Raw genomic sequence first — 17,614 nt, 5'->3', positions numbered from 1 at the left:
TCCTAGTGTCGAATCAAGTGGCCGCTGGCCGCGAGTAACTGGCCGTCCAGTAAAGTACCTTGCTCACCGAGTGCCAGTCGCCCTTCGGCAAACCAGCGTACCGCCATCGGATAAATCAGGTGTTCCTGAACATGCACTCGCTGCGCCAGACTCTGCGGCGTGTCGTGCAACTCTACCGGTATTACTGCCTGTACGACCAGCGGCCCGCCATCGAGTTCCTCGGTGACGAAGTGGACGGAGCAGCCGTGCTCGGTGTCGCCGGCCTCCAGCGCGCGCTGATGGGTGTGTAACCCTTTGTATTTGGGCAGCAGCGAAGGATGGATGTTGAGCAGGCGACCCTGATAGTGGCGAACGAAATCAGCGCTGAGAATGCGCATGAACCCGGCCAGCACCACGAGTTTGGGATTGAATTCGTCGATCAGTTCGATCAAGGCAGCATCGAAGGCCTCGCGACCTTCGAAGGCCTTGTGATCCAGCGAGCGGGTGGCGATACCCGCGTCATTGGCGCGTTGCAGACCGTAGGCGTCGGCGCGGTTGGAAATCACCGCAGCGATGCGGACCGGGCTTTCGCCGGTCCGCGTGCTGTCGATCAGAGCCTGCAAATTACTGCCGGTGCCGGACAACAGCACCACGACATCACAGGTTGCGGACATTAATGAGCCTTAAGGTTCTTCAGTTCGACCTGAGCAGCGCCTTCGGCAGCGACTGCGATCTGACCGATGACCCAAGGCTGTTCACCAGCGTCACGCAGGGTGTTCAGAGTCACTTCAACGTGCTCCTGAGCCACGCAGATGACCATGCCGACGCCGCAGTTCAGCACGCGGTGCATCTCGGTCTCGTCAACGTTGCCTTTCTCTTGCAGCCAGTCGAAGACGGCCGGGCGATTCCAGCTGGCGACGTCAACCACGGCCTGAGCGCCTTTTGGCAGAACGCGCGGGATGTTGTCGAGCAGACCGCCACCGGTGATGTGGGCCATGGCTTTGACCGCGCCGGTGTCTTTGATCAGCTTGAGCAGCGGCTTCACATAGATACGGGTCGGGGCCATCAGCAGGTCGGTCAGCGGTTTGCCGTCGAGCTGGATGTTTTCGATGTCGGAACCGGACACTTCGATGATCTTGCGGATCAGCGAGTAGCCGTTGGAGTGCGGGCCGGACGATGGCAGGGCGATCAGCGCGTCACCGGTGGCGACTTTCGAGCCGTCGATGATTTCGGCTTTTTCCACGACGCCGACGCAGAAGCCGGCCAGGTCGTAGTCTTCGCCTTCGTACATGCCAGGCATTTCAGCGGTTTCGCCGCCAACCAGCGAGCAACCGGACAGTTCGCAGCCGGCGCCGATGCCGGTCACAACCTGGGCAGCGGTCTCGACATTGAGTTTGCCGGTGGCGTAGTAGTCGAGGAAGAACAGCGGCTCGGCGCCGCACACCACCAGGTCGTTGACGCACATGGCGACCAGGTCGATACCGATGGTGTCGTGCTTGTTCAGGTTTAGGGCCAGGCGCAGCTTGGTGCCGACGCCGTCGGTGCCGGAAACCAGTACTGGCTGCTTGTAGCCGGCCGGGATTTCGCAGAGGGCGCCGAAACCGCCCAGGCCGCCCATGACTTCCGGACGCGCAGTGCGCTTGGCGACGCTCTTGATGCGTTCGACCAATGCTTCACCGGCGTCGATGTCTACACCGGCGTCCTTGTAGCTCAGGGAGGGTTGCTTGCTCATGATCCAGGCCTTTAGGGGGGATTCAGGGGTAACGACCGAGTTCAGCGGGGCGCCGAAGTCGATGGGGCGATAGCCTCACGCGAGTTTCGAGGTGCCCGGCTGTTGCCGGTCTGCGAAGGCGCGCGATTTTATCAGGCTTGAGGGGCAGCGGCCATCCTCGTACCGACGGGCAGGGCCATATCACCTGAAATTTTTTGCAATTGAGGCGTATGGCTGCCTGTATAAGGTGTGGCAATTAACCGTCTATCGTTATCACTGTGCAAAAACTTACCGCCGCCGTGTGAATGTTTTGCGAGGGCCGAGGGTCACAGCCTTGCTCAATCGGTTCACGCGGTCTGTTCCAGCCGCTCCTGTCGACGGGAATTATCCATGCGTTTTTGTAAATTGTTGTTTGTGGGCTGTTTGTCTGTGGTCAGCCTGGCGAGTCATGCCGAAAACCTCAAAGGCCTTTATCAAGTGCGTGAGCCGGTCCAGGGCCAAGCTCCGGAGGAGCGCGATCGCGCCACTCAGGCCGCGCTGGATACGTTGGTGTTGCGCCTGACCGGCGACCCGAAAGCTGCGCAAAATCCGGGGCTCGCGGCGATTCGCAAGGAGCCGCAGCAGATCATCAGTCAGTTCGGTTTTGATGCCGGGCCGCCGGAGGTGCTGAAAGTCGATTTCGACCCGAGTGCTACCGAGCAAGCATTGCGCCGCGCCGGGCTGTCAGTTTGGGGTGCCAGTCGGCCGTCGATACTGAGTTGGTGGCTGAACGATTCGGCTGAAGGGTCGAGTCTGGTCGGTGATGGTCAGGCCGCTGCCGCGCCGTTGCGTACAGCCGCTCAGCATCGTGGTTTGCCGTTGCGTTTGCCATTGGCCGATCTGAGTGAACAACTGGTTGCCACGGCGCCTGCACTCGAAGGCACGGATGCCGCGCCTTTGCGCGGTGCTTCGGAGCGCTACAACGCTGACGCCTTGCTGGCGGTGCATGCGCGTGAGGAGGGTGGGCAGTGGCAGGCCAAATGGCATTTGTGGCTAGGTGATAAAAAAGAGGCGGGCAGCGTGCAGGGCGCAGATCAGGCAGCCGTCGCGGATGCAGTGATGCTCGCAGTCGCCCAGCGTCTGGCACCACGATTTGCGGCTAAACCTGGGGCCTCCGGCCAGCAGACCCTGGAGGTGCAGGGCATGAATCTGGAGCGTTACGCCGCGCTGTTGCGGTTACTCGAACCGTTTGGCGTGCGTCTGCAAAGTGTTGATGGCGATCGCATCCTCTATCGGGTCAACGGCAGTGCCGATCAGATGCGTGCGCAGTTATCGCTGGCCAAGTTGCAGGAGCTGCCCGCCGACGCGCCGGCTCCGGTGGCAGCGTCACAGCCGGTGGTGGCAGGTTCGGCACCGGTCGCGGCTCCGGCCCCGACACCTGTGGCGCCGTCCTTGCGGTTTCGCTGGTAAGTCTTTCCTTATATAGAAGCAGTAGGAGTGGTACATGGCCGATACGCGGCGTTGGTTCTGGCTTGGTGGGGTAGTCCTGCTTTGCGCGTTTGTGTGGTTGCTGCACCCGATCCTCACGCCGTTTCTGGTGGCGTTGTTGCTGGCGTATCTGTTCGATCCGCTGGTGGATCGTCTGGAACGGCTCGGTCTGTCGAGAACCTGGGGCGTTATCGCGGTGTTCGCGTTGTTCACGCTGATCGTCACCGCGCTGATGCTGGTGTTGGTGCCGATGCTCGCCAAACAGTTGCTGCGCCTGTACGAACTGGCGCCGCAGATGCTTGACTGGTTGCAGCACTCGGCGGTGCCTTGGGTGCAGTCGAAGCTGGGTCTGTCGGACGGTTTCTGGAAATTCGACAAGGTCAAAGCGGCGATCAGTGAACACATGGGCCAGACCACCGACATTGTCGGCGTGGTCCTGAGTCAGGCGACGGCTTCGAGTCTGGCGCTGATCGGCTGGCTGGCCAATCTGGTGCTGATCCCGGTGGTGAGTTTCTACTTACTGCGCGACTGGGACGTGATGATGGCCAAGATCCGCAGCTTGTTGCCGCGTGATCGCGAGCCCACCATCGTTTCGCTGGCCGGTGAATGTCATGAAGTGCTCGGTGCATTCGTGCGCGGTCAGTTGCTGGTGATGGTGGCGCTGGGTGTGATTTACGCGGCGGGGCTGATGATCGTCGGTCTGGAGCTGGGGCTGTTGATAGGTCTGATCGCAGGTCTGGCGGCAATCGTGCCGTATATGGGCTTTGTGATTGGCATCGGCGCGGCGTTGGTCGCCGGGTTGTTCCAGTTTGGTGGCGATCTGTATCCGATGATCGGGATCGTCGCAGTGTTCATGGTCGGTCAGGCCCTGGAAGGCATGGTGTTGACCCCATTGCTGGTAGGTGACCGGATCGGCCTGCATCCGGTGGCGGTGATCTTCGCGATCCTGGCCGGCGGCGAGCTGTTTGGCTTCACTGGTGTGTTGCTGGCGCTGCCGGTGGCGGCGGTGATCATGGTGTTGGTGCGTCATGTGCACGACTTGTACAAGGATTCCGACATTTATAGTGGTGCGGACGAACCTGAGCTGTAGTGGCGGTGGGCAGCCCGGCGGACAGCCGGGTTGGCCCGTGTCTTGCGGTGATATCGGCTCGACAGCGTCAGAGAAACTGTCATAAAACCAGTGCGTTAACGCAAACCTTTGATTTTGCTTGGACTCTGTCGCATTGTGCGCTCAGCGTCACGGGTATAAACTTCGCCAACTTTACACAGAGGCCACTAACGGTTCCTTGAGAACTGTTCAGTCAGCATGAAACCGATTCAGCTGCCCCTAGGTGTGCGTCTGCGTGACGACGCCACCTTCATCAACTACTACCCAGGCGCCAATGCCGCTGCACTCGGCTATGTCGAGCGCCTTTGCGAAGCCGACGCCGGCTGGACGGAAAGCCTGATCTACCTGTGGGGCAAACACGGCGTAGGGCGTACGCATCTGTTGCAGGCTGCTTGCCTGCGGTTCGAGCAGATGGGTGAGCCTGCGGTGTATCTGCCGCTGGCCGAGTTAATGGATCGCGGCACTGGAATTCTCGACAACCTCGAGCAGTACGAGCTGGTTTGCCTGGATGACTTGCAGGTGATTGCCGGCAAGGCTGATTGGGAAGAGGCGATGTTTCATCTGTTCAATCGTCTGCGTGACAGCGGTCGGCGCCTGCTGATCGCCGCGTCCACCTCGCCACGCGAGCTGCCGGTCAAACTGGCTGACTTGAAATCACGCCTGACGCTGGCGCTGATTTTCCAGATGCGCCCACTCTCCGATGAAGACAAATTGCGTGCCCTGCAATTGCGCGCGTCGCGTCGTGGTCTGCATCTGACCGATGAAGTCGGGCATTTTATTTTGACCCGTGGCACCCGCAGCATGAGCGCGCTTTTTGAACTGCTGGAACAGCTCGATCAGGCCTCTTTGCAGGCACAGCGCAAGCTGACCATTCCCTTCCTGAAAGAAACCCTGGGCTGGTAGCCGGCCCTTGTAGTCTGTGGCTTTCAGCGGGTTTCGGCATATTTCAGGCGCCAGAAAATCCGCTTTTCTGCACGGTGTGCAGACCGCGTATCGGTTCAAATGGGCTTAAGCGCTTAGATGTAAACGAGAAACCGGGAAGTCACAAAAAGATCGATTGAATTTGCAAATGAGGATGATAGCGGGCATAGTCTCGGCTTCTTTACAACTATCAGCCACGGTCGTGCCCATGCTAAAGCGCTTCGCACCCCTCGTGCCTCTCGCACTCGTCACCCTGTTGTACGGTTGCGCTGCTCATTCTCCAGTTCAAGAGCAGCCACAACAGGTTAAAAATTCTGCTACCGCCCAGTCCTCCGTTATTTACCAGGAAGAGCTGGACACCGAAAAAGAACTGTCGGATTTCAACGGCAACAAGCCTTACCAGTTGCCAGTTCTGGCCGACAGCATTCTCGAGCGCGGCATGTCCCTGATCGGTACCCGTTACCGTTTCGGCGGTACCTCTGAAGCCGGTTTCGATTGCAGCGGTTTCATCGGCTACCTGTTCCGCGAAGAAGCCGGCATGAACTTGCCACGCTCCACCCGCGAAATGATCAACGTGGATGCGCCGCTGGTTTCGCGCAAAAACCTTGAGCCGGGCGATCTGCTGTTCTTCGCCACCAATGGTCGTCGCGGCCGTGTCAGTCACGCCGGGATCTACCTGGGTGACAACCAGTTCATTCATTCCAGCAGTCGTCGCAGTGGCGGTGTTCGCATCGACAGCCTGGGTGACAGCTACTGGAGCAAGACCTTCATCGAAGCCAAGCGTGCTTTGGCGAACGCTCCGACTGTCGTCACCGCTCGCAAGTAATTCCCCCGATGTCGCTGCGTTCGCAGCGACAATCAGGCTCCCGGCAACGGAGTAGACCTAGACTTTACAGGGTGAAGTTAAAGTCTTACTTGAAGTTTGCCGCGTAGCCGCTAGAATCCTGAATCTATATTGATGGCAAACCGCCTGTGTGCTCACACAGGCGGTTTTGTTTTCTGTCCATCCGGCAGAGAAAGCCGCAGCCAGATCAGGATGTTCTGCTTATGACCATGTCGGCCCGCCTCGCATTGATCTTTTTCGCAGCGCTGCTCAGCGCCTGCGTCAGTCGTACGCCGCCGCCAGCGCCCGTTGTGCGCGCGCCGCTCGTATTCGGTACCTCGCAATCATTTTCCCCCGTTGCTGAAGACGTGCTGTTTCGCGCGCTCGGTCTCGTGGGCACGCCTTATCGCTGGGGCGGCAATACGCCTGATTCGGGATTTGATTGCAGTGGTTTGATCGGCTTTGTTTACCGCGATGCGGCGGGTATTTCGCTGCCAAGAACCACGCGCGACCTGATCGTGATGCAGGCACCGAATGTGGGTAAGGAAGGTTTACAGACAGGCGATCTGATCTTCTTCGCCACCAATGGCGGTTCGCAGGTCAGCCATGCGGGGATTTACGTCGGGGAAGGGCGCTTCGTGCATGCCCCGGCAACAGGCGGCACGGTGAAGCTCGATAGCCTGTCGAAGGCGTATTGGCAGAAGGCTTATCTGAGTGCGAAGCGGGTATTGCAGCCAGAGCATTTGGCGCGTAACCCGTAGTCGGAGTTTCAACAACATTGTGGGAGCGAGCTTGCTCGCGAAGAGGGAGGGTCAGTCAACTTGAATGTCGACTGATCCACCGCATTCGCGAGCAGGCTCGCTCCCACATTTGTTTTGTGGTCAGGACAGGTTATTTAGTGGAAGACACCCGCCACACCTTGTTCCCCACATCATCGGCCACCAGCAAGCCACCTTGCTGGTCGATCACCACGCCCACCGGGCGGCCCAGTGCATTCTCGTCCTTGTCGAGGAAGCCAGTCAGCACATCCACCGGTTGGCCCGTCGGTTTGCCTGCCGCGAACGGTACGAAAATCACTTTATAGCCACTGTGCGGCTTGCGGTTCCAGGAGCCGTGCTGGCCAATGAATGCACCTTCCTTGAATTGCGCTGGCAGCTTGTTGCCCTCGGCGAACGTCAGACCCAGCGAAGCGGTGTGCGGGCCAACGGCATAGTCCGGCGAAATGGCTTTAGCGACCAAATCAGGGTTCTGCGGTTCGACGCGCACATCGACGTGCTGGCCGTAATAGCTGAACGGCCAGCCGTAAAAGCCACCGTCCTTGACCGAGGTGATGTAGTCCGGCACCAGATCGCTGCCGATCTCGTCGCGCTCGTTCACCGCTGTCCACAACGCACCACTGGTTGGCTCCCAGGCCAGACCGTTGGGGTTGCGGATGCCCGAAGCGAAGATCCGGTGATTACCGGTTGCCCGGTCCACTTCCCAGATCGCTGCACGACCTTCCTCTTTATCCAGACCATTTTCGCCGACGTTACTGTTCGAGCCGACCGTGACGTACAGCTTGCTGCCGTCTTTGCTGGCGATGACGTTCTTGGTCCAGTGATGGTTCAGCGTGCCGCCAGGCAGATCGACAACCTTGATCGGCTGCGTCTTGATCTCGGTCGCGCCGGGTTCGTAGTTGAAGCGCAGCAGGCGATCGGTGTCGGCGACGTACAGGTCGTTGCCGACCAGTGTCATGCCGAACGGCGAATTGAGGTTTTGCAGGAATACCGTGCGCGTCTCCGCCACACCATCGTGGTCGGCATCGCGCAGCAGCGTAATGCGATTGGGGCTCGGCACACCGGCGCCAGCCTTGCCCATGACGGTCTTCATCACCCAGCCCTTGATGCCTGTGCCGTCATCAGGTTTGGGCGGTGCATTGGTTTCCGCTACCAGCACATCGCCATTGGGCAGTACGTAGAGCCAGCGCGGATGATCGAGGCCTTCGGCAAACGCCGCGACTTGTGTACCTGCCGCAGCGGTAGGTTTACCGCCCTCGGGCCAGCCGACCGCCGGGGCGATATTCACCGTCGGGATCAGGGTTTTGTTTGGTTCGGGCAGTTTCGGTGACGGGCCGGTGCCGTCGGTGACCTGCAGGCTGGACGATTCACCACAGGCGGCGAGCCCTCCGGCGAGGGCGATGACGAAAACGAGCTGGGGCTTGCGCATTGCTGATCTTCCCTATGAATGCATTCCTAGTCATAGAGGCGCGCGCAAGCCCGATGGTTCAAATGCTCAGCCACGAGCCTCTTTGAACAACACGGCAATGCCCGGGTGGTAATTGCCAGCCTCGCTGCGCAACTTGCGATAGGCGTAGGGGAAATACCAGGCGACGGCGCAGGTGTGTTCCTTTTGCAGATCGTCGACCATGTCCTGCAATTCTTCCGGGCTGGCGCTGTGTTGGGCTTTTTGCGGGGCGACAAACAGGCAGCCGAGCTTGAGGTCGCTGGCGTAGCTGATGCGTTTGGCGTCGTTGGTGATGTCCAGCAGGGCTTGGGTCAGGTTTAGATTGTTGACGCGTGGCCAGCGTTGCGTGGCCTGGATAAACGCGCGATCTTCGGTGCCAGCCAGGAACAGGTCGGCGCGGGCATTGCGCTCGCCTTCCTCGTTCTGCTTGCGGGTGCCGGTGTCGTGCAGTGTCACAAACTCCGCCATCCAGGCGGCGGCAGAAAGCAATCCGAGATTGGCTTTCTCGTCATGCCAGTAGGGCGTGTCACTGTCGCCGCGCACGGCGTTGTAACGGTCGATACAGTCAAACCAGCGTTCAAGCACCGGGCGCAGGAATTCCAGGCGCGGATTGCTGATGATCATGCCTTGCATCGTAATCATCCTTATTGTTGTGATGTGCTTTTTCGGTAAAAGCATGGCTCTTTGATATCACTTGTTTCAGCGTGGCACAAGATTGGCGTCGGTTAATTGATCGGCGGCAGTTATTCGCTCGATGACCCCCTCTTTAATTGACGCTCCACCCCCAACCCTCTAACCTTCGCGGCTTGTTTCAGGTGCTCTGTGACCTGCGTCGACAGAGTGAAACAGGGAAGCCGGTGAGGGTTGTCTTCAAGCGAAGAACAACCACGATCCCGGCGCTGCCCCCGCAACGGTAAATGAGTAAAAACTGCGTCTTGTGCCACTGCTCAACAGCGGGAAGGCGCGCAGTCAGGCGAAACGCCGCTCATGAGCCCGGAGACCGGCCTGATTCATCCAACGGCATCACGGTGGGCGATGCCAGGCTTTTTGCCGTCTATTCTTGTGCCTGCCCGCCGTTATCCAGCCTCAACGGAGAGCTCCCCCATGACTGATTCCCCCGAGCGTGACGAGCGCCATCTGGCGCGTATGCAGCGCAAAAAAGCCGTGATTGATGAACGCATCGCCAACTCGCCCGACGAGTGCGGCCTGGTGCTGGTGCTGACCGGCAACGGCAAAGGCAAAAGCAGCTCGGCGTTCGGCATGCTCGCCCGCGCAATGGGTCACGGCATGCAGTGCGGTGTGGTGCAGTTCATCAAGGGACGCAACAGCACCGGTGAGGAGTTGTTCTTCCGCCGCTTCCCCGAGCAGGTGCGCTTTCATGTGATGGGCGAGGGTTTCACTTGGGAAACTCAGGATCGCCAACGCGACATCGCCGCAGCCGAAGCCGCGTGGGCAGTGTCCCGCGAGTTGCTGCGCGATCCGTCGATCGGTCTGGTGGTGCTCGATGAACTGAACATCGCCCTCAAGCATGGCTACCTCGACCTTGATCAGGTGCTCAGCGACTTGCAGGCGCGTCCGCCGATGCAGCACGTGATCGTCACCGGTCGCGCGGCCAAGCCGGAAATGATCGAGATGGGCGACACGGTCACCGAAATGGGCGTGCTCAAACACGCCTTTCAGGCCGGCATCAAAGCGCAGAAAGGCGTTGAACTTTGAATCAGCCACGTCACTGCCCGGCGGTATTGATTGCCGCGCCGGCCTCCGGTCAGGGCAAGACCACCGTCACTGCCGCGCTCGCCCGTTTGCATCGCAATCAAGGGCGCAAGGTGCGCGTGTTCAAGTGCGGCCCGGATTTTCTCGATCCGATGATCCTCGAGCGCGCCAGCGGTGCGCCGGTTTATCAACTCGATATGTGGATGGTCGGCGAGCAGGAAAGTCGTCGCCTGTTGTGGGAAGCCGCCGCCGAAGCCGATCTGATTCTGATCGAAGGCGTGATGGGGCTGTTTGACGGGACGCCGTCGAGCGCCGACCTGGCGCGACATTTCGGCGTACCGGTGCTCGGCGTGATCGACGGCACCGCGATGGCGCAGACCTTTGGTGCGTTGGCGTTGGGGCTGGCGCGCTATCAGCCGGACTTGCCGTTTGCGGGTGTGCTGGCCAATCGCGTCGGGACCTTGCGTCACGCGCAACTGCTTGAAGGCAGCCTGACCGAAGGTTTGCGTTGGTACGGCGCGTTGTCCCGTGAGATCGGGATCGAGTTGCCGAGCCGTCATCTCGGCCTCGTGCAGGCCAGCGAACTGAATGACCTGGATATTCGCCTCGACGCCGCCGCCGCTGCGCTTGCCAGCAGTTGCGAGGTAGCGCTGCCACCTTCTGTGGAGTTCGCGGCGCCAGAAGTGATCGCCGCAGAACCGCTATTAAAAGGCGTGCGAATCGCTATCGCCCGTGATGAAGCGTTTGCCTTCACCTATGGCGCCAGTCTCGATCTGCTGCGGGCGATGGGTGCCGAGTTGAGTTTCTTCTCGCCGATCCGTGACACGCAGTTGCCCGAAGCGGACAGTCTGTATCTGCCGGGCGGCTACCCGGAATTGCACCACGTGGCGTTGTCGCAGAACACCGCGATGCTCGACGCAATCCGCGCGCATCATGCTGCCGGCAAACCATTGCTGGCCGAGTGTGGCGGTATGCTTTATCTGCTCGATTCGTTGACCGATGTCGAAGGCACTCGCGCCGAACTGGTCGGTTTGCTGAGCGGCGATGCGGTGATGCAGAAGCGTCTGGCGGCGTTGGCGCTGCAAGCGGTTGATCTGCCGGAGGGCTCGCTGCGGGGGCACACTTATCACCATTCGTTGACCAACACTGAACTGACGCCGATTGCTCGCGGGTTGAGCCCGAATGGCGGGCGTGGGGCGGAGGCGGTTTATCGGGAAGGGCGGATGACGGCTTCTTATGTGCACTTTTATTTTCCGTCGAATCCTGTGGCTATCGCTGCATTATTCCTGCCTGACCGGGAGGCCGCCTTCGCGAGCAAGCTCGCTCCCACAGGGGATCGCGTTTCTTGAGCAAGTACCCCGACCATTGTGGGAGCGAGCTTGCTCGCGAAGAGGCCATGACAGACAACGCATTCACTGAAGCCGAACGCGCAGCGGTCTACAAAGCCATCGCCGAACGCCGCGACATGCGCCACTTCACTGGTGGCACCGTCGCGCCCGAACTACTGCGTCGCCTGCTCGAAGCCGCACATCAGGCCCCGAGCGTTGGCCTGATGCAGCCGTGGCGCTTCATTCGCATCAGCGACCGAGCCCTGCGCGGGCAGATCCGGAACCTGGTGGAAGAAGAACGCATCCGCACCGCCGAAGCCCTCGGCGAGCGCAGCGATGAGTTCATGACACTCAAGGTCGAAGGCATCAATGATTGCGCTGAAGTACTGGTCGCCGCGCTGACGGACGATCGCGAAAAGCACATCTTCGGTCGCCGCACGCTGCCGGAAATGGACATGGCGTCGCTCTCCTGCGCGATCCAGAACCTGTGGCTGGCGTCCCGCGCCGAAGGTCTGGGCATGGGCTGGGTCTCGCTGTTCGAGCCGCAGGCGCTGGCCGATCTACTGAAGTTGCCAGAGGGCGCCAAGCCTTTGGCCGTTTTGTGCCTGGGCCCGGTCAAGGAATTCTATCCGGCGCCGATGCTGGTACTCGAAGGGTGGGCGCAGGCGCGTCCGCTCAATGAGTTGCTGTATGAAAATTATTGGGGAGTGAGTCAATGAGTGTGGCGTTGTTGAGTGTCGCCGCGGTTGCGCTGGATGCGCTGCTGGGTGAACCGAAACGCTGGCATCCGCTGGTGGCGTTCGGCAATTTTGCCGGGCGCATCGAGCAACGTTTCAACGCCGGTGGCCGTGGCTGGCGCAGTCATGGCGTTACTGCGTGGGTGATCGCAGTGCTGCCGCTGACGTTGCTCGCCACCGCGTTTTCCTGGGCGCCTTATGTTGGCTGGATCGTCGAGATCCTCGCGCTGTATTGCGCCCTCGGCATGCGCAGCCTCGGCGAACACGTCGAACCGGTGGCCAAGGCGTTGCGCGCCGATGATCTGGAAGAAGCGCGCAAACGTGTCGGCTATCTGGTCAGCCGCCAGACCAGCGAACTTGACAGCACGGCGGTCGCCCGCGCTGCCACCGAATCGGTGCTGGAAAACGGCAGTGATGCGGTGTTTGCCGCGTTGTTCTGGTTTGCCGTGGCCGGCGCGCCGGGCGTGGTCCTCTATCGCTTGAGCAATACGCTTGATGCGATGTGGGGCTATCGCAACGAACGCTTCGAGCGATTTGGCTGGTGTGCGGCAAAAATCGACGACGTCCTTAACTACATTCCCGCGCGCCTGGTGGCGTTGACCTACGCAGTGCTCGGAAAAACCCGACTGGCCCTGAAGTGCTGGCGTACCCAGGCGCCAAAATGGGACAGCCCCAACGCCGGCCCGGTGATGGCGGCAGGCGCCGGTGCGCTGGGCGTGGAGCTGGGTGGCCCGGCGATCTATCACGGCGAACTGCATGAGCGTCCGCAACTCGGCGAGGGCTTACCTGCCGACGCCGACTCCATTGACCGTGGCTGGCAATTGGTCCAGCGCGGGGTATGGTTATGGCTGCTGATTCTTTGCGTGGGAGCTGAATTCTATGCTTGAGCACGGTGGCCGACTGCGCAAGGCTGCACTCGATTACGGCATCGCCGAAGCGGATTGGCTGGATCTTTCCAGCGGTCTGGCGCCATGGCCATTTCCGATCCCGGAAATCCCGCTGCGCGCTTGGGCGCGCTTGCCGGAAACCGACGATGGTCTGGAGCAGGCCGCGTGTGATTACTACGGTGCGCCGCAGGTGTTGCCGGTGGCCGGTTCGCAGATGGCCATTCAGTTGCTGCCGCGTTTGCGCCGGGCCGGCAAGGTCGGCGTGTTGTCGCCGTGTTATGCCGAGCACGCCCAAGCCTGGCGCCGCAGCGGTTACATCGTGCGCGAAGTGCTGGAGCAGGAAGTCGAGTTCTTTATCGACAGCCTCGACGTACTTGTCGTGGTCAATCCGAACAATCCCACCGGCCTGAGCCTGACCCCGGCGCGCCTGCTCGACTGGCATGCGCGACTGGCGCAGCGCGGCGGCTGGCTGGTGGTCGATGAAGCGTTCATGGACAACACGCCAGAACGGAGTCTGGCCGCGTACACGCATCTGGTCGGGCTGATCGTATTGCGTTCGTTCGGCAAGTTTTTCGGTCTGGCGGGGGTGCGACTGGGCTTTGTGCTGGCTGAGCGCAAGTTGCTCAAACTGCTTGCAGAACAGGTCGGGCCGTGGGCGGTCAGCGGACCGACCCGGGTGCTCGGTCAAGCGTGTCTGCAAGACACTGAAGGCCATACGCGCCAGCGCATTCGCAGCGATGAAGCCAGTGCGCGGCTGGCAGCGTTGCTGGCGCGCTACGGCTTCAAACCCCAGGGCGGCTGCGCGCTGTTTCAATGGCTGATCACCGATCAGGCTCAAGTGCTGCACGAATTCATGGCCCGACGCGGCATCCTCCTGCGCCTCTTCACGCACAACAGCAGTATGCGTTTCGGCCTGCCTGCCGATGCGGCAGAAGAGGCGCGCCTCGAACAAGCGCTGCAAGCGTTCGCCAAGGAAATCCAATGACAACTCTGATGGTGCAAGGCACTACTTCCGATGCCGGTAAAAGCACACTGGTGACGGCACTGTGCCGCTGGGCCACCCGTCAAGGTGTAGCGGTGGTGCCGTTCAAACCACAGAACATGGCGCTCAACAGCGCCGTGACGGCTGATGGCGGCGAGATTGGTCGCGCGCAAGCGGTGCAGGCGCAGGCGGCGAATCTTGAGCCGCACACCGACATGAACCCGGTGCTGCTCAAGCCGAACAGCGACACCGGCGCGCAAGTGATCATCCATGGCCGCGCCGTCACCAGCATGAACGCGGTCGCCTATCACGACTACAAAGCCATCGCGATGAAAGCCGTGCTGGCCTCCCACGATCGCCTCAGCGCCGCGTATCCGCTGGTGATGGTCGAAGGCGCAGGCTCGCCGGCAGAGATCAATCTGCGCGCCGGCGACATCGCCAACATGGGTTTCGCCGAAGCGGTGGATTGCCCGGTGCTGCTGATCGCCGACATCAATCGCGGCGGGGTGTTTGCCCATTTGGTCGGCACGCTGGAACTGTTGTCGCCGAGCGAACTGGCGCGGGTCAAAGGCTTCATCATCAACCGTTTTCGTGGCGACATCGCGTTGCTGCAGCCGGGCCTCGACTGGCTGGAACAACGCACCGGCAAACCGGTGGTAGGCGTGCTGCCGTACGTGATGGATCTGCATCTTGAGGCCGAGGACGGCATCGATCAGCGCCAGACCGACAAGGCCGAACACGTGCTGAAAGTCGTGGTGCCGGTGCTGCCGCGCATCAGCAACCACACTGACTTCGATCCGCTGCGTTTGCATCCACAGGTTGATCTGCAATTTGTCGGCCCCGGTCAGGCGATTCCGCCGGCCGATCTGATCATTCTTCCAGGCTCGAAGAGCGTGCGCAGTGATCTCGCGTATTTGCGCGTCAACGGTTGGGACACTGCGATCAGTCGCCATTTGCGTTACGGCGGCAAAGTGCTGGGGATTTGTGGCGGTCTGCAAATGCTCGGCGAACAGGTGCATGATCCGCTGGGTCTTGAGGGCGCGCCCGGTTCAAGCGCCGGTTTGGGCTTGCTCGCCTTTGAAACGCAGCTTGAAGCCGACAAGCAATTGCGCAATGTGCGCGGTCGTCTGGCGCTGGAAGATGCCGAAGTCAGCGGCTACGAAATTCATGCTGGCGTCACCACCGGGCCGGCGCTGGAGAACGCGGCGGTGTGGCTGGATGACGGTCGTTGTGACGGTGCGCAAAGCGTTGATGGTCAGGTGTTCGGCACCTATCTGCATGGCTTGTTCGAATCGCCGGCAGCCAGTTCGGCGTTGCTGCGCTGGGCCGGGCTGAGCGATGTGCAGACGGTGGATTATCACGGGTTGCGTGAGCGCGATATCGAGCGTTTGGCAGATCTGGTGGAGAAGCATCTGGATACCGGGTTGTTGCGTCAGCTCTGTGGGATCTAGGGCGAATGTCATGGCCCATCGCTGGCAAGCCAGCTCCCACAGGGGGCTGAGGTGATCCGGCTACCGCGATCACTGTGGGAGCTGGCTTGCCAGCGATGGGGTCGGTTGCTTCAACAGATAATTTTCAGGATGTCCCCATGCTCCAACTGATCCTCGGCGGCGCCCGCTCCGGCAAAAGTCGCCTCGCCGAAAAACTCGCCACTGACAGTGCATTGGCCGTGACCTACATCGCCACCAGCCAGCCGCTGGACGGTGAAATGAGCGAGCGCGTCGCCCATCACCGTGCGCGCCGTCCCGCCGAATGGGCGCTCATCGAAGAGCCGCTGCAACTCGCCCGCATTTTGCGTGAAAACGCCAGCGCCGAGCGCTGCCTGCTGGTCGATTGCCTGACGCTGTGGCTGACCAATCTGCTGATGCTCGAAGACGCCGCACGTCTCGCCGCCGAACGCGAAGCCCTGTTGGACTGCCTGGCCACGCTGCCGGGCGAAATCATTTTTGTCAGCAACGAGACCGGAATGGGTGTCGTGCCGCTGGGCGAATTGACTCGCCGCTACGTCGATGAAGCCGGTTGGCTGCATCAAGCTCTGGCTGAGCGCTGTCAGCGTGTTGTCCTGACCGTCGCCGGCCTGCCCCTGACTCTGAAAGGACCTGCGTTATGACTCAAGCCTGGTGGCTCAATCCGTGTAAAGCGGTGCATGCCGATATCGTTGAACAAGCGGCAGCGCGGCAACAGCAACTGACCAAACCGGCCGGTTCGCTGGGGCGTCTTGAATCGGTGGCGGTGCAGTTGGCTGGTTTGCAAGGGCAGGTCAAACCGACGCTTGCGCAGGTCTGGATTGCGATTTTCGCTGGCGACCATGGTGTCGTCGCTGAAGGTGTGTCGGCATTCCCGCAGGAAGTCACCGGGCAGATGTTGCTCAACTTCGTCAGCGGTGGCGCGGCGATCAGCGTGCTCGCGCGTCAACTCAATGCGCAACTGGAAGTGGTGGATCTGGGCACGGTGACGCCGGCGCTGAACCTGCCGGGTGTGCGCCATTTGCACATCGGTCCGGGCACGGCGAATTTCGTTCAGGGCGCAGCGATGACTCAGGCTCAGGGTGAACTCGCGTTGCAGGCAGGGCGCGACAGCGTGCTGCGGGCGAAAGCGGCTGGCGCTCAGTTGTTCATCGGCGGCGAAATGGGCATCGGCAACACCACCGCGGCGAGCGCGCTGGCCTGTGCCTTGCTCGATTGTCCGGTGGCCCATCTGACCGGCCCCGGCACTGGCCTGAATGCCGAAGGCGTGAGCCATAAAGCGCAAGTGATCGAGCGCGCTCTGGCGCTGCACGCCGCACAGCGCGGTGATGCATTGCAGACGCTGTTCAACCTGGGCGGTTTCGAAATCGCCGCACTGGTCGGCGCGTATCTGGCCTGTGCGCAGGAAGGCGTTGCAGTGCTGGTCGACGGTTTTATCTGCACGGTCGCAGCACTGGTGGCGGTGCGCCTGAATCCGGCCTGTCGCGAGTGGCTGCTGTTCGGTCATCGCGGTGCCGAGCCGGGCCACCGCCATGTGCTGGAGGCCCTGAGCGCCGAACCGCTGCTCGAACTGGGCCTGCGCCTGGGCGAGGGCAGTGGTGCCGCGTTGGCCGTGCCGTTGTTGCGCTTGGCGTGTGATCTACACGGGCAGATGGCGACGTTCGCGGAAGCGGCGGTGGCGGATCGTCCGGCATGACCCTGCAACTTGATCTGCTGCGTCATGGTGAAACCGAACTCGGCGGTGGTTTGCGCGGCAGTCTCGACGATGCGCTTACCGAAAAGGGCTGGGCGCAGATGCGCGAAGCGGTGATTGCAGGCGGGCCGTGGGATCGTTTGGTCAGTTCGCCGTTGCAGCGCTGTGCGCGGTTTGCCGCTGAGTTGGCTGAGCAACTGAATCTACCGGTGCATCTGGAAAAGGATCTGCAAGAACTGCATTTCGGCGCGTGGGAAGGGCAGAGCGCAGCAGCGCTGATGGAAACTGATGCCGAGGCGTTGGGATTGTTCTGGGCCGATCCGTACGCGTTCACGCCGCCGCAAGGCGAGGCGGTCAGCGATTTTTCCGCGCGGGTTTTGGCAGCGGTCGCGCGGCTGCAAGCGGCATACGCCGGTGAGCGGGTGTTGCTGATCAGTCATGGCGGTGTGATGCGACTGTTGCTGGCGCAGGCGCGGGGTTTGCCGCGAGAGCAATTGCTCAATGTCGAGGTCGGTCACGGCGCGTTGTTCGCGTTGACGGTCGAGACCAACGGTTCGCTGAAGGAAGGTCACTGAC

18 protein-coding genes and 1 riboswitch are annotated in these 17,614 nt (G+C 61.1%); of the genes, 14 read left to right on the top strand and 4 right to left on the bottom strand.

The genetic code is table 11. From position 1 onward, the window contains the following. Nucleotides 1-2 precede the first annotated feature (2 nt). Nucleotides 3-653 carry a phosphoribosylglycinamide formyltransferase gene (purN, locus tag ACIQVE_RS20230; RefSeq protein WP_402811318.1) on the bottom strand — a complete coding sequence of 217 codons (651 nt, stop codon included), beginning with the start codon at nt 651-653 and terminating at the stop codon, nt 3-5. After that, nucleotides 653-1,711 (bottom strand): phosphoribosylformylglycinamidine cyclo-ligase, encoded by a 1,059-nt coding sequence (gene purM, locus ACIQVE_RS20225; RefSeq protein ID WP_402811316.1) that lies wholly within the window; start codon nt 1,709-1,711, stop codon nt 653-655. Before purM ends, purN begins: the two co-directional genes overlap by 1 nt. A gap of 369 nt (nt 1,712-2,080) precedes the next feature. Between purM and ACIQVE_RS20220 the strand changes: the two genes are divergently transcribed. The 5 genes from ACIQVE_RS20220 (at nt 2,081) to ACIQVE_RS20200 (ending at nt 6,770) form a co-directional block, all read left to right on the top strand. Further along, nucleotides 2,081-3,139 (top strand): DUF2066 domain-containing protein, encoded by a 1,059-nt coding sequence (locus tag ACIQVE_RS20220; RefSeq protein WP_402811314.1) that lies wholly within the window; start codon nt 2,081-2,083, stop codon nt 3,137-3,139. Nucleotides 3,140-3,173: 34 nt separating this feature from the next. Next, nucleotides 3,174-4,247 (top strand): AI-2E family transporter, encoded by a 1,074-nt coding sequence (locus tag ACIQVE_RS20215; RefSeq protein ID WP_402811312.1) that lies wholly within the window; start codon nt 3,174-3,176, stop codon nt 4,245-4,247. Nucleotides 4,248-4,463: 216 nt separating this feature from the next. After that, a complete protein-coding gene (gene hda, locus ACIQVE_RS20210) occupies nt 4,464-5,168 on the top strand; it encodes a DnaA regulatory inactivator Hda (RefSeq protein ID WP_402811310.1) in 705 nt (234 codons plus the stop codon). Between the two features lie 226 nt (nt 5,169-5,394). Beyond that, on the top strand, nt 5,395-6,012 hold the full coding sequence (locus tag ACIQVE_RS20205) for a C40 family peptidase (protein ID WP_150601229.1): 618 nt from the start codon (nt 5,395-5,397) through the stop codon (nt 6,010-6,012). Between the two features lie 221 nt (nt 6,013-6,233). Next, nucleotides 6,234-6,770: a C40 family peptidase gene (locus ACIQVE_RS20200; RefSeq protein ID WP_402811308.1), complete on the top strand. Its 537-nt coding sequence runs from the start codon at nt 6,234-6,236 to the stop codon at nt 6,768-6,770. A gap of 130 nt (nt 6,771-6,900) precedes the next feature. Here ACIQVE_RS20200 and ACIQVE_RS20195 read toward each other — a convergent pair whose 3' ends face one another. Both ACIQVE_RS20195 and ACIQVE_RS20190 read right to left on the bottom strand, forming a co-directional pair. Further along, nucleotides 6,901-8,214 carry a PQQ-dependent sugar dehydrogenase gene (locus ACIQVE_RS20195; RefSeq protein ID WP_402811306.1) on the bottom strand — a complete coding sequence of 438 codons (1,314 nt, stop codon included), beginning with the start codon at nt 8,212-8,214 and terminating at the stop codon, nt 6,901-6,903. A 66-nt stretch (nt 8,215-8,280) separates the two neighbouring features. Then, the gene (locus tag ACIQVE_RS20190; RefSeq protein WP_402811305.1) at nt 8,281-8,865 is read right to left on the bottom strand and encodes a hypothetical protein; all 585 of its coding nucleotides are present in this window, start codon (nt 8,863-8,865) and stop codon (nt 8,281-8,283) included. A 163-nt stretch (nt 8,866-9,028) separates the two neighbouring features. Next, a riboswitch (cobalamin riboswitch) is annotated at nt 9,029-9,256 on the top strand. Nucleotides 9,257-9,336: 80 nt separating this feature from the next. On the opposite strand from ACIQVE_RS20190, the gene cobO reads away from it, so the two are divergent. The 9 genes from cobO to cobC all read left to right on the top strand — a co-directional run bounded on the left by cobO (nt 9,337) and on the right by cobC (nt 17,613). Continuing rightward, nucleotides 9,337-9,948 (top strand): cob(I)yrinic acid a,c-diamide adenosyltransferase, encoded by a 612-nt coding sequence (cobO, locus tag ACIQVE_RS20185; RefSeq protein WP_402811303.1) that lies wholly within the window; start codon nt 9,337-9,339, stop codon nt 9,946-9,948. Next, nucleotides 9,945-11,294 carry a cobyrinate a,c-diamide synthase gene (locus ACIQVE_RS20180; RefSeq protein WP_402811301.1) on the top strand — a complete coding sequence of 450 codons (1,350 nt, stop codon included), beginning with the start codon at nt 9,945-9,947 and terminating at the stop codon, nt 11,292-11,294. The genes cobO and ACIQVE_RS20180 overlap by 4 nt, the downstream gene beginning before the upstream one ends. Before the next feature lie 47 nt (nt 11,295-11,341). Then, a complete protein-coding gene (bluB, locus tag ACIQVE_RS20175) occupies nt 11,342-11,992 on the top strand; it encodes a 5,6-dimethylbenzimidazole synthase (protein WP_402811299.1) in 651 nt (216 codons plus the stop codon). After that, nucleotides 11,989-12,897: an adenosylcobinamide-phosphate synthase CbiB gene (gene cbiB, locus ACIQVE_RS20170; RefSeq protein WP_402811298.1), complete on the top strand. Its 909-nt coding sequence runs from the start codon at nt 11,989-11,991 to the stop codon at nt 12,895-12,897. Before bluB ends, cbiB begins: the two co-directional genes overlap by 4 nt. Further along, nucleotides 12,890-13,882, top strand: coding sequence for a threonine-phosphate decarboxylase CobD (gene cobD / locus ACIQVE_RS20165; RefSeq protein ID WP_402811297.1), 993 nt, complete (start codon nt 12,890-12,892; stop codon nt 13,880-13,882). Before cbiB ends, cobD begins: the two co-directional genes overlap by 8 nt. Beyond that, nucleotides 13,879-15,330: a cobyric acid synthase gene (locus ACIQVE_RS20160; protein ID WP_402811295.1), complete on the top strand. Its 1,452-nt coding sequence runs from the start codon at nt 13,879-13,881 to the stop codon at nt 15,328-15,330. Before cobD ends, ACIQVE_RS20160 begins: the two co-directional genes overlap by 4 nt. Nucleotides 15,331-15,467: 137 nt before the next feature. Beyond that, the gene (cobU, locus tag ACIQVE_RS20155; RefSeq protein ID WP_402811294.1) at nt 15,468-15,989 is read left to right on the top strand and encodes a bifunctional adenosylcobinamide kinase/adenosylcobinamide-phosphate guanylyltransferase; all 522 of its coding nucleotides are present in this window, start codon (nt 15,468-15,470) and stop codon (nt 15,987-15,989) included. Beyond that, entirely contained in the window at nt 15,986-17,041 is a 1,056-nt protein-coding gene (cobT, locus tag ACIQVE_RS20150) for a nicotinate-nucleotide--dimethylbenzimidazole phosphoribosyltransferase (protein WP_402811292.1), read from the top strand. The genes cobU and cobT overlap by 4 nt, the downstream gene beginning before the upstream one ends. Further along, entirely contained in the window at nt 17,038-17,613 is a 576-nt protein-coding gene (gene cobC / locus ACIQVE_RS20145; RefSeq protein WP_402811290.1) for an alpha-ribazole phosphatase family protein, read from the top strand. Before cobT ends, cobC begins: the two co-directional genes overlap by 4 nt. The last annotated feature ends 1 nt before the right edge of the window (nt 17,614 follow it).

The organism is Pseudomonas sp. NPDC098747 (assembly GCF_044760045.1).
GTDB lineage: Bacteria > Pseudomonadota > Gammaproteobacteria > Pseudomonadales > Pseudomonadaceae > Aquipseudomonas.
This window is presented reverse-complemented; position numbering and strand designations above follow the sequence as displayed.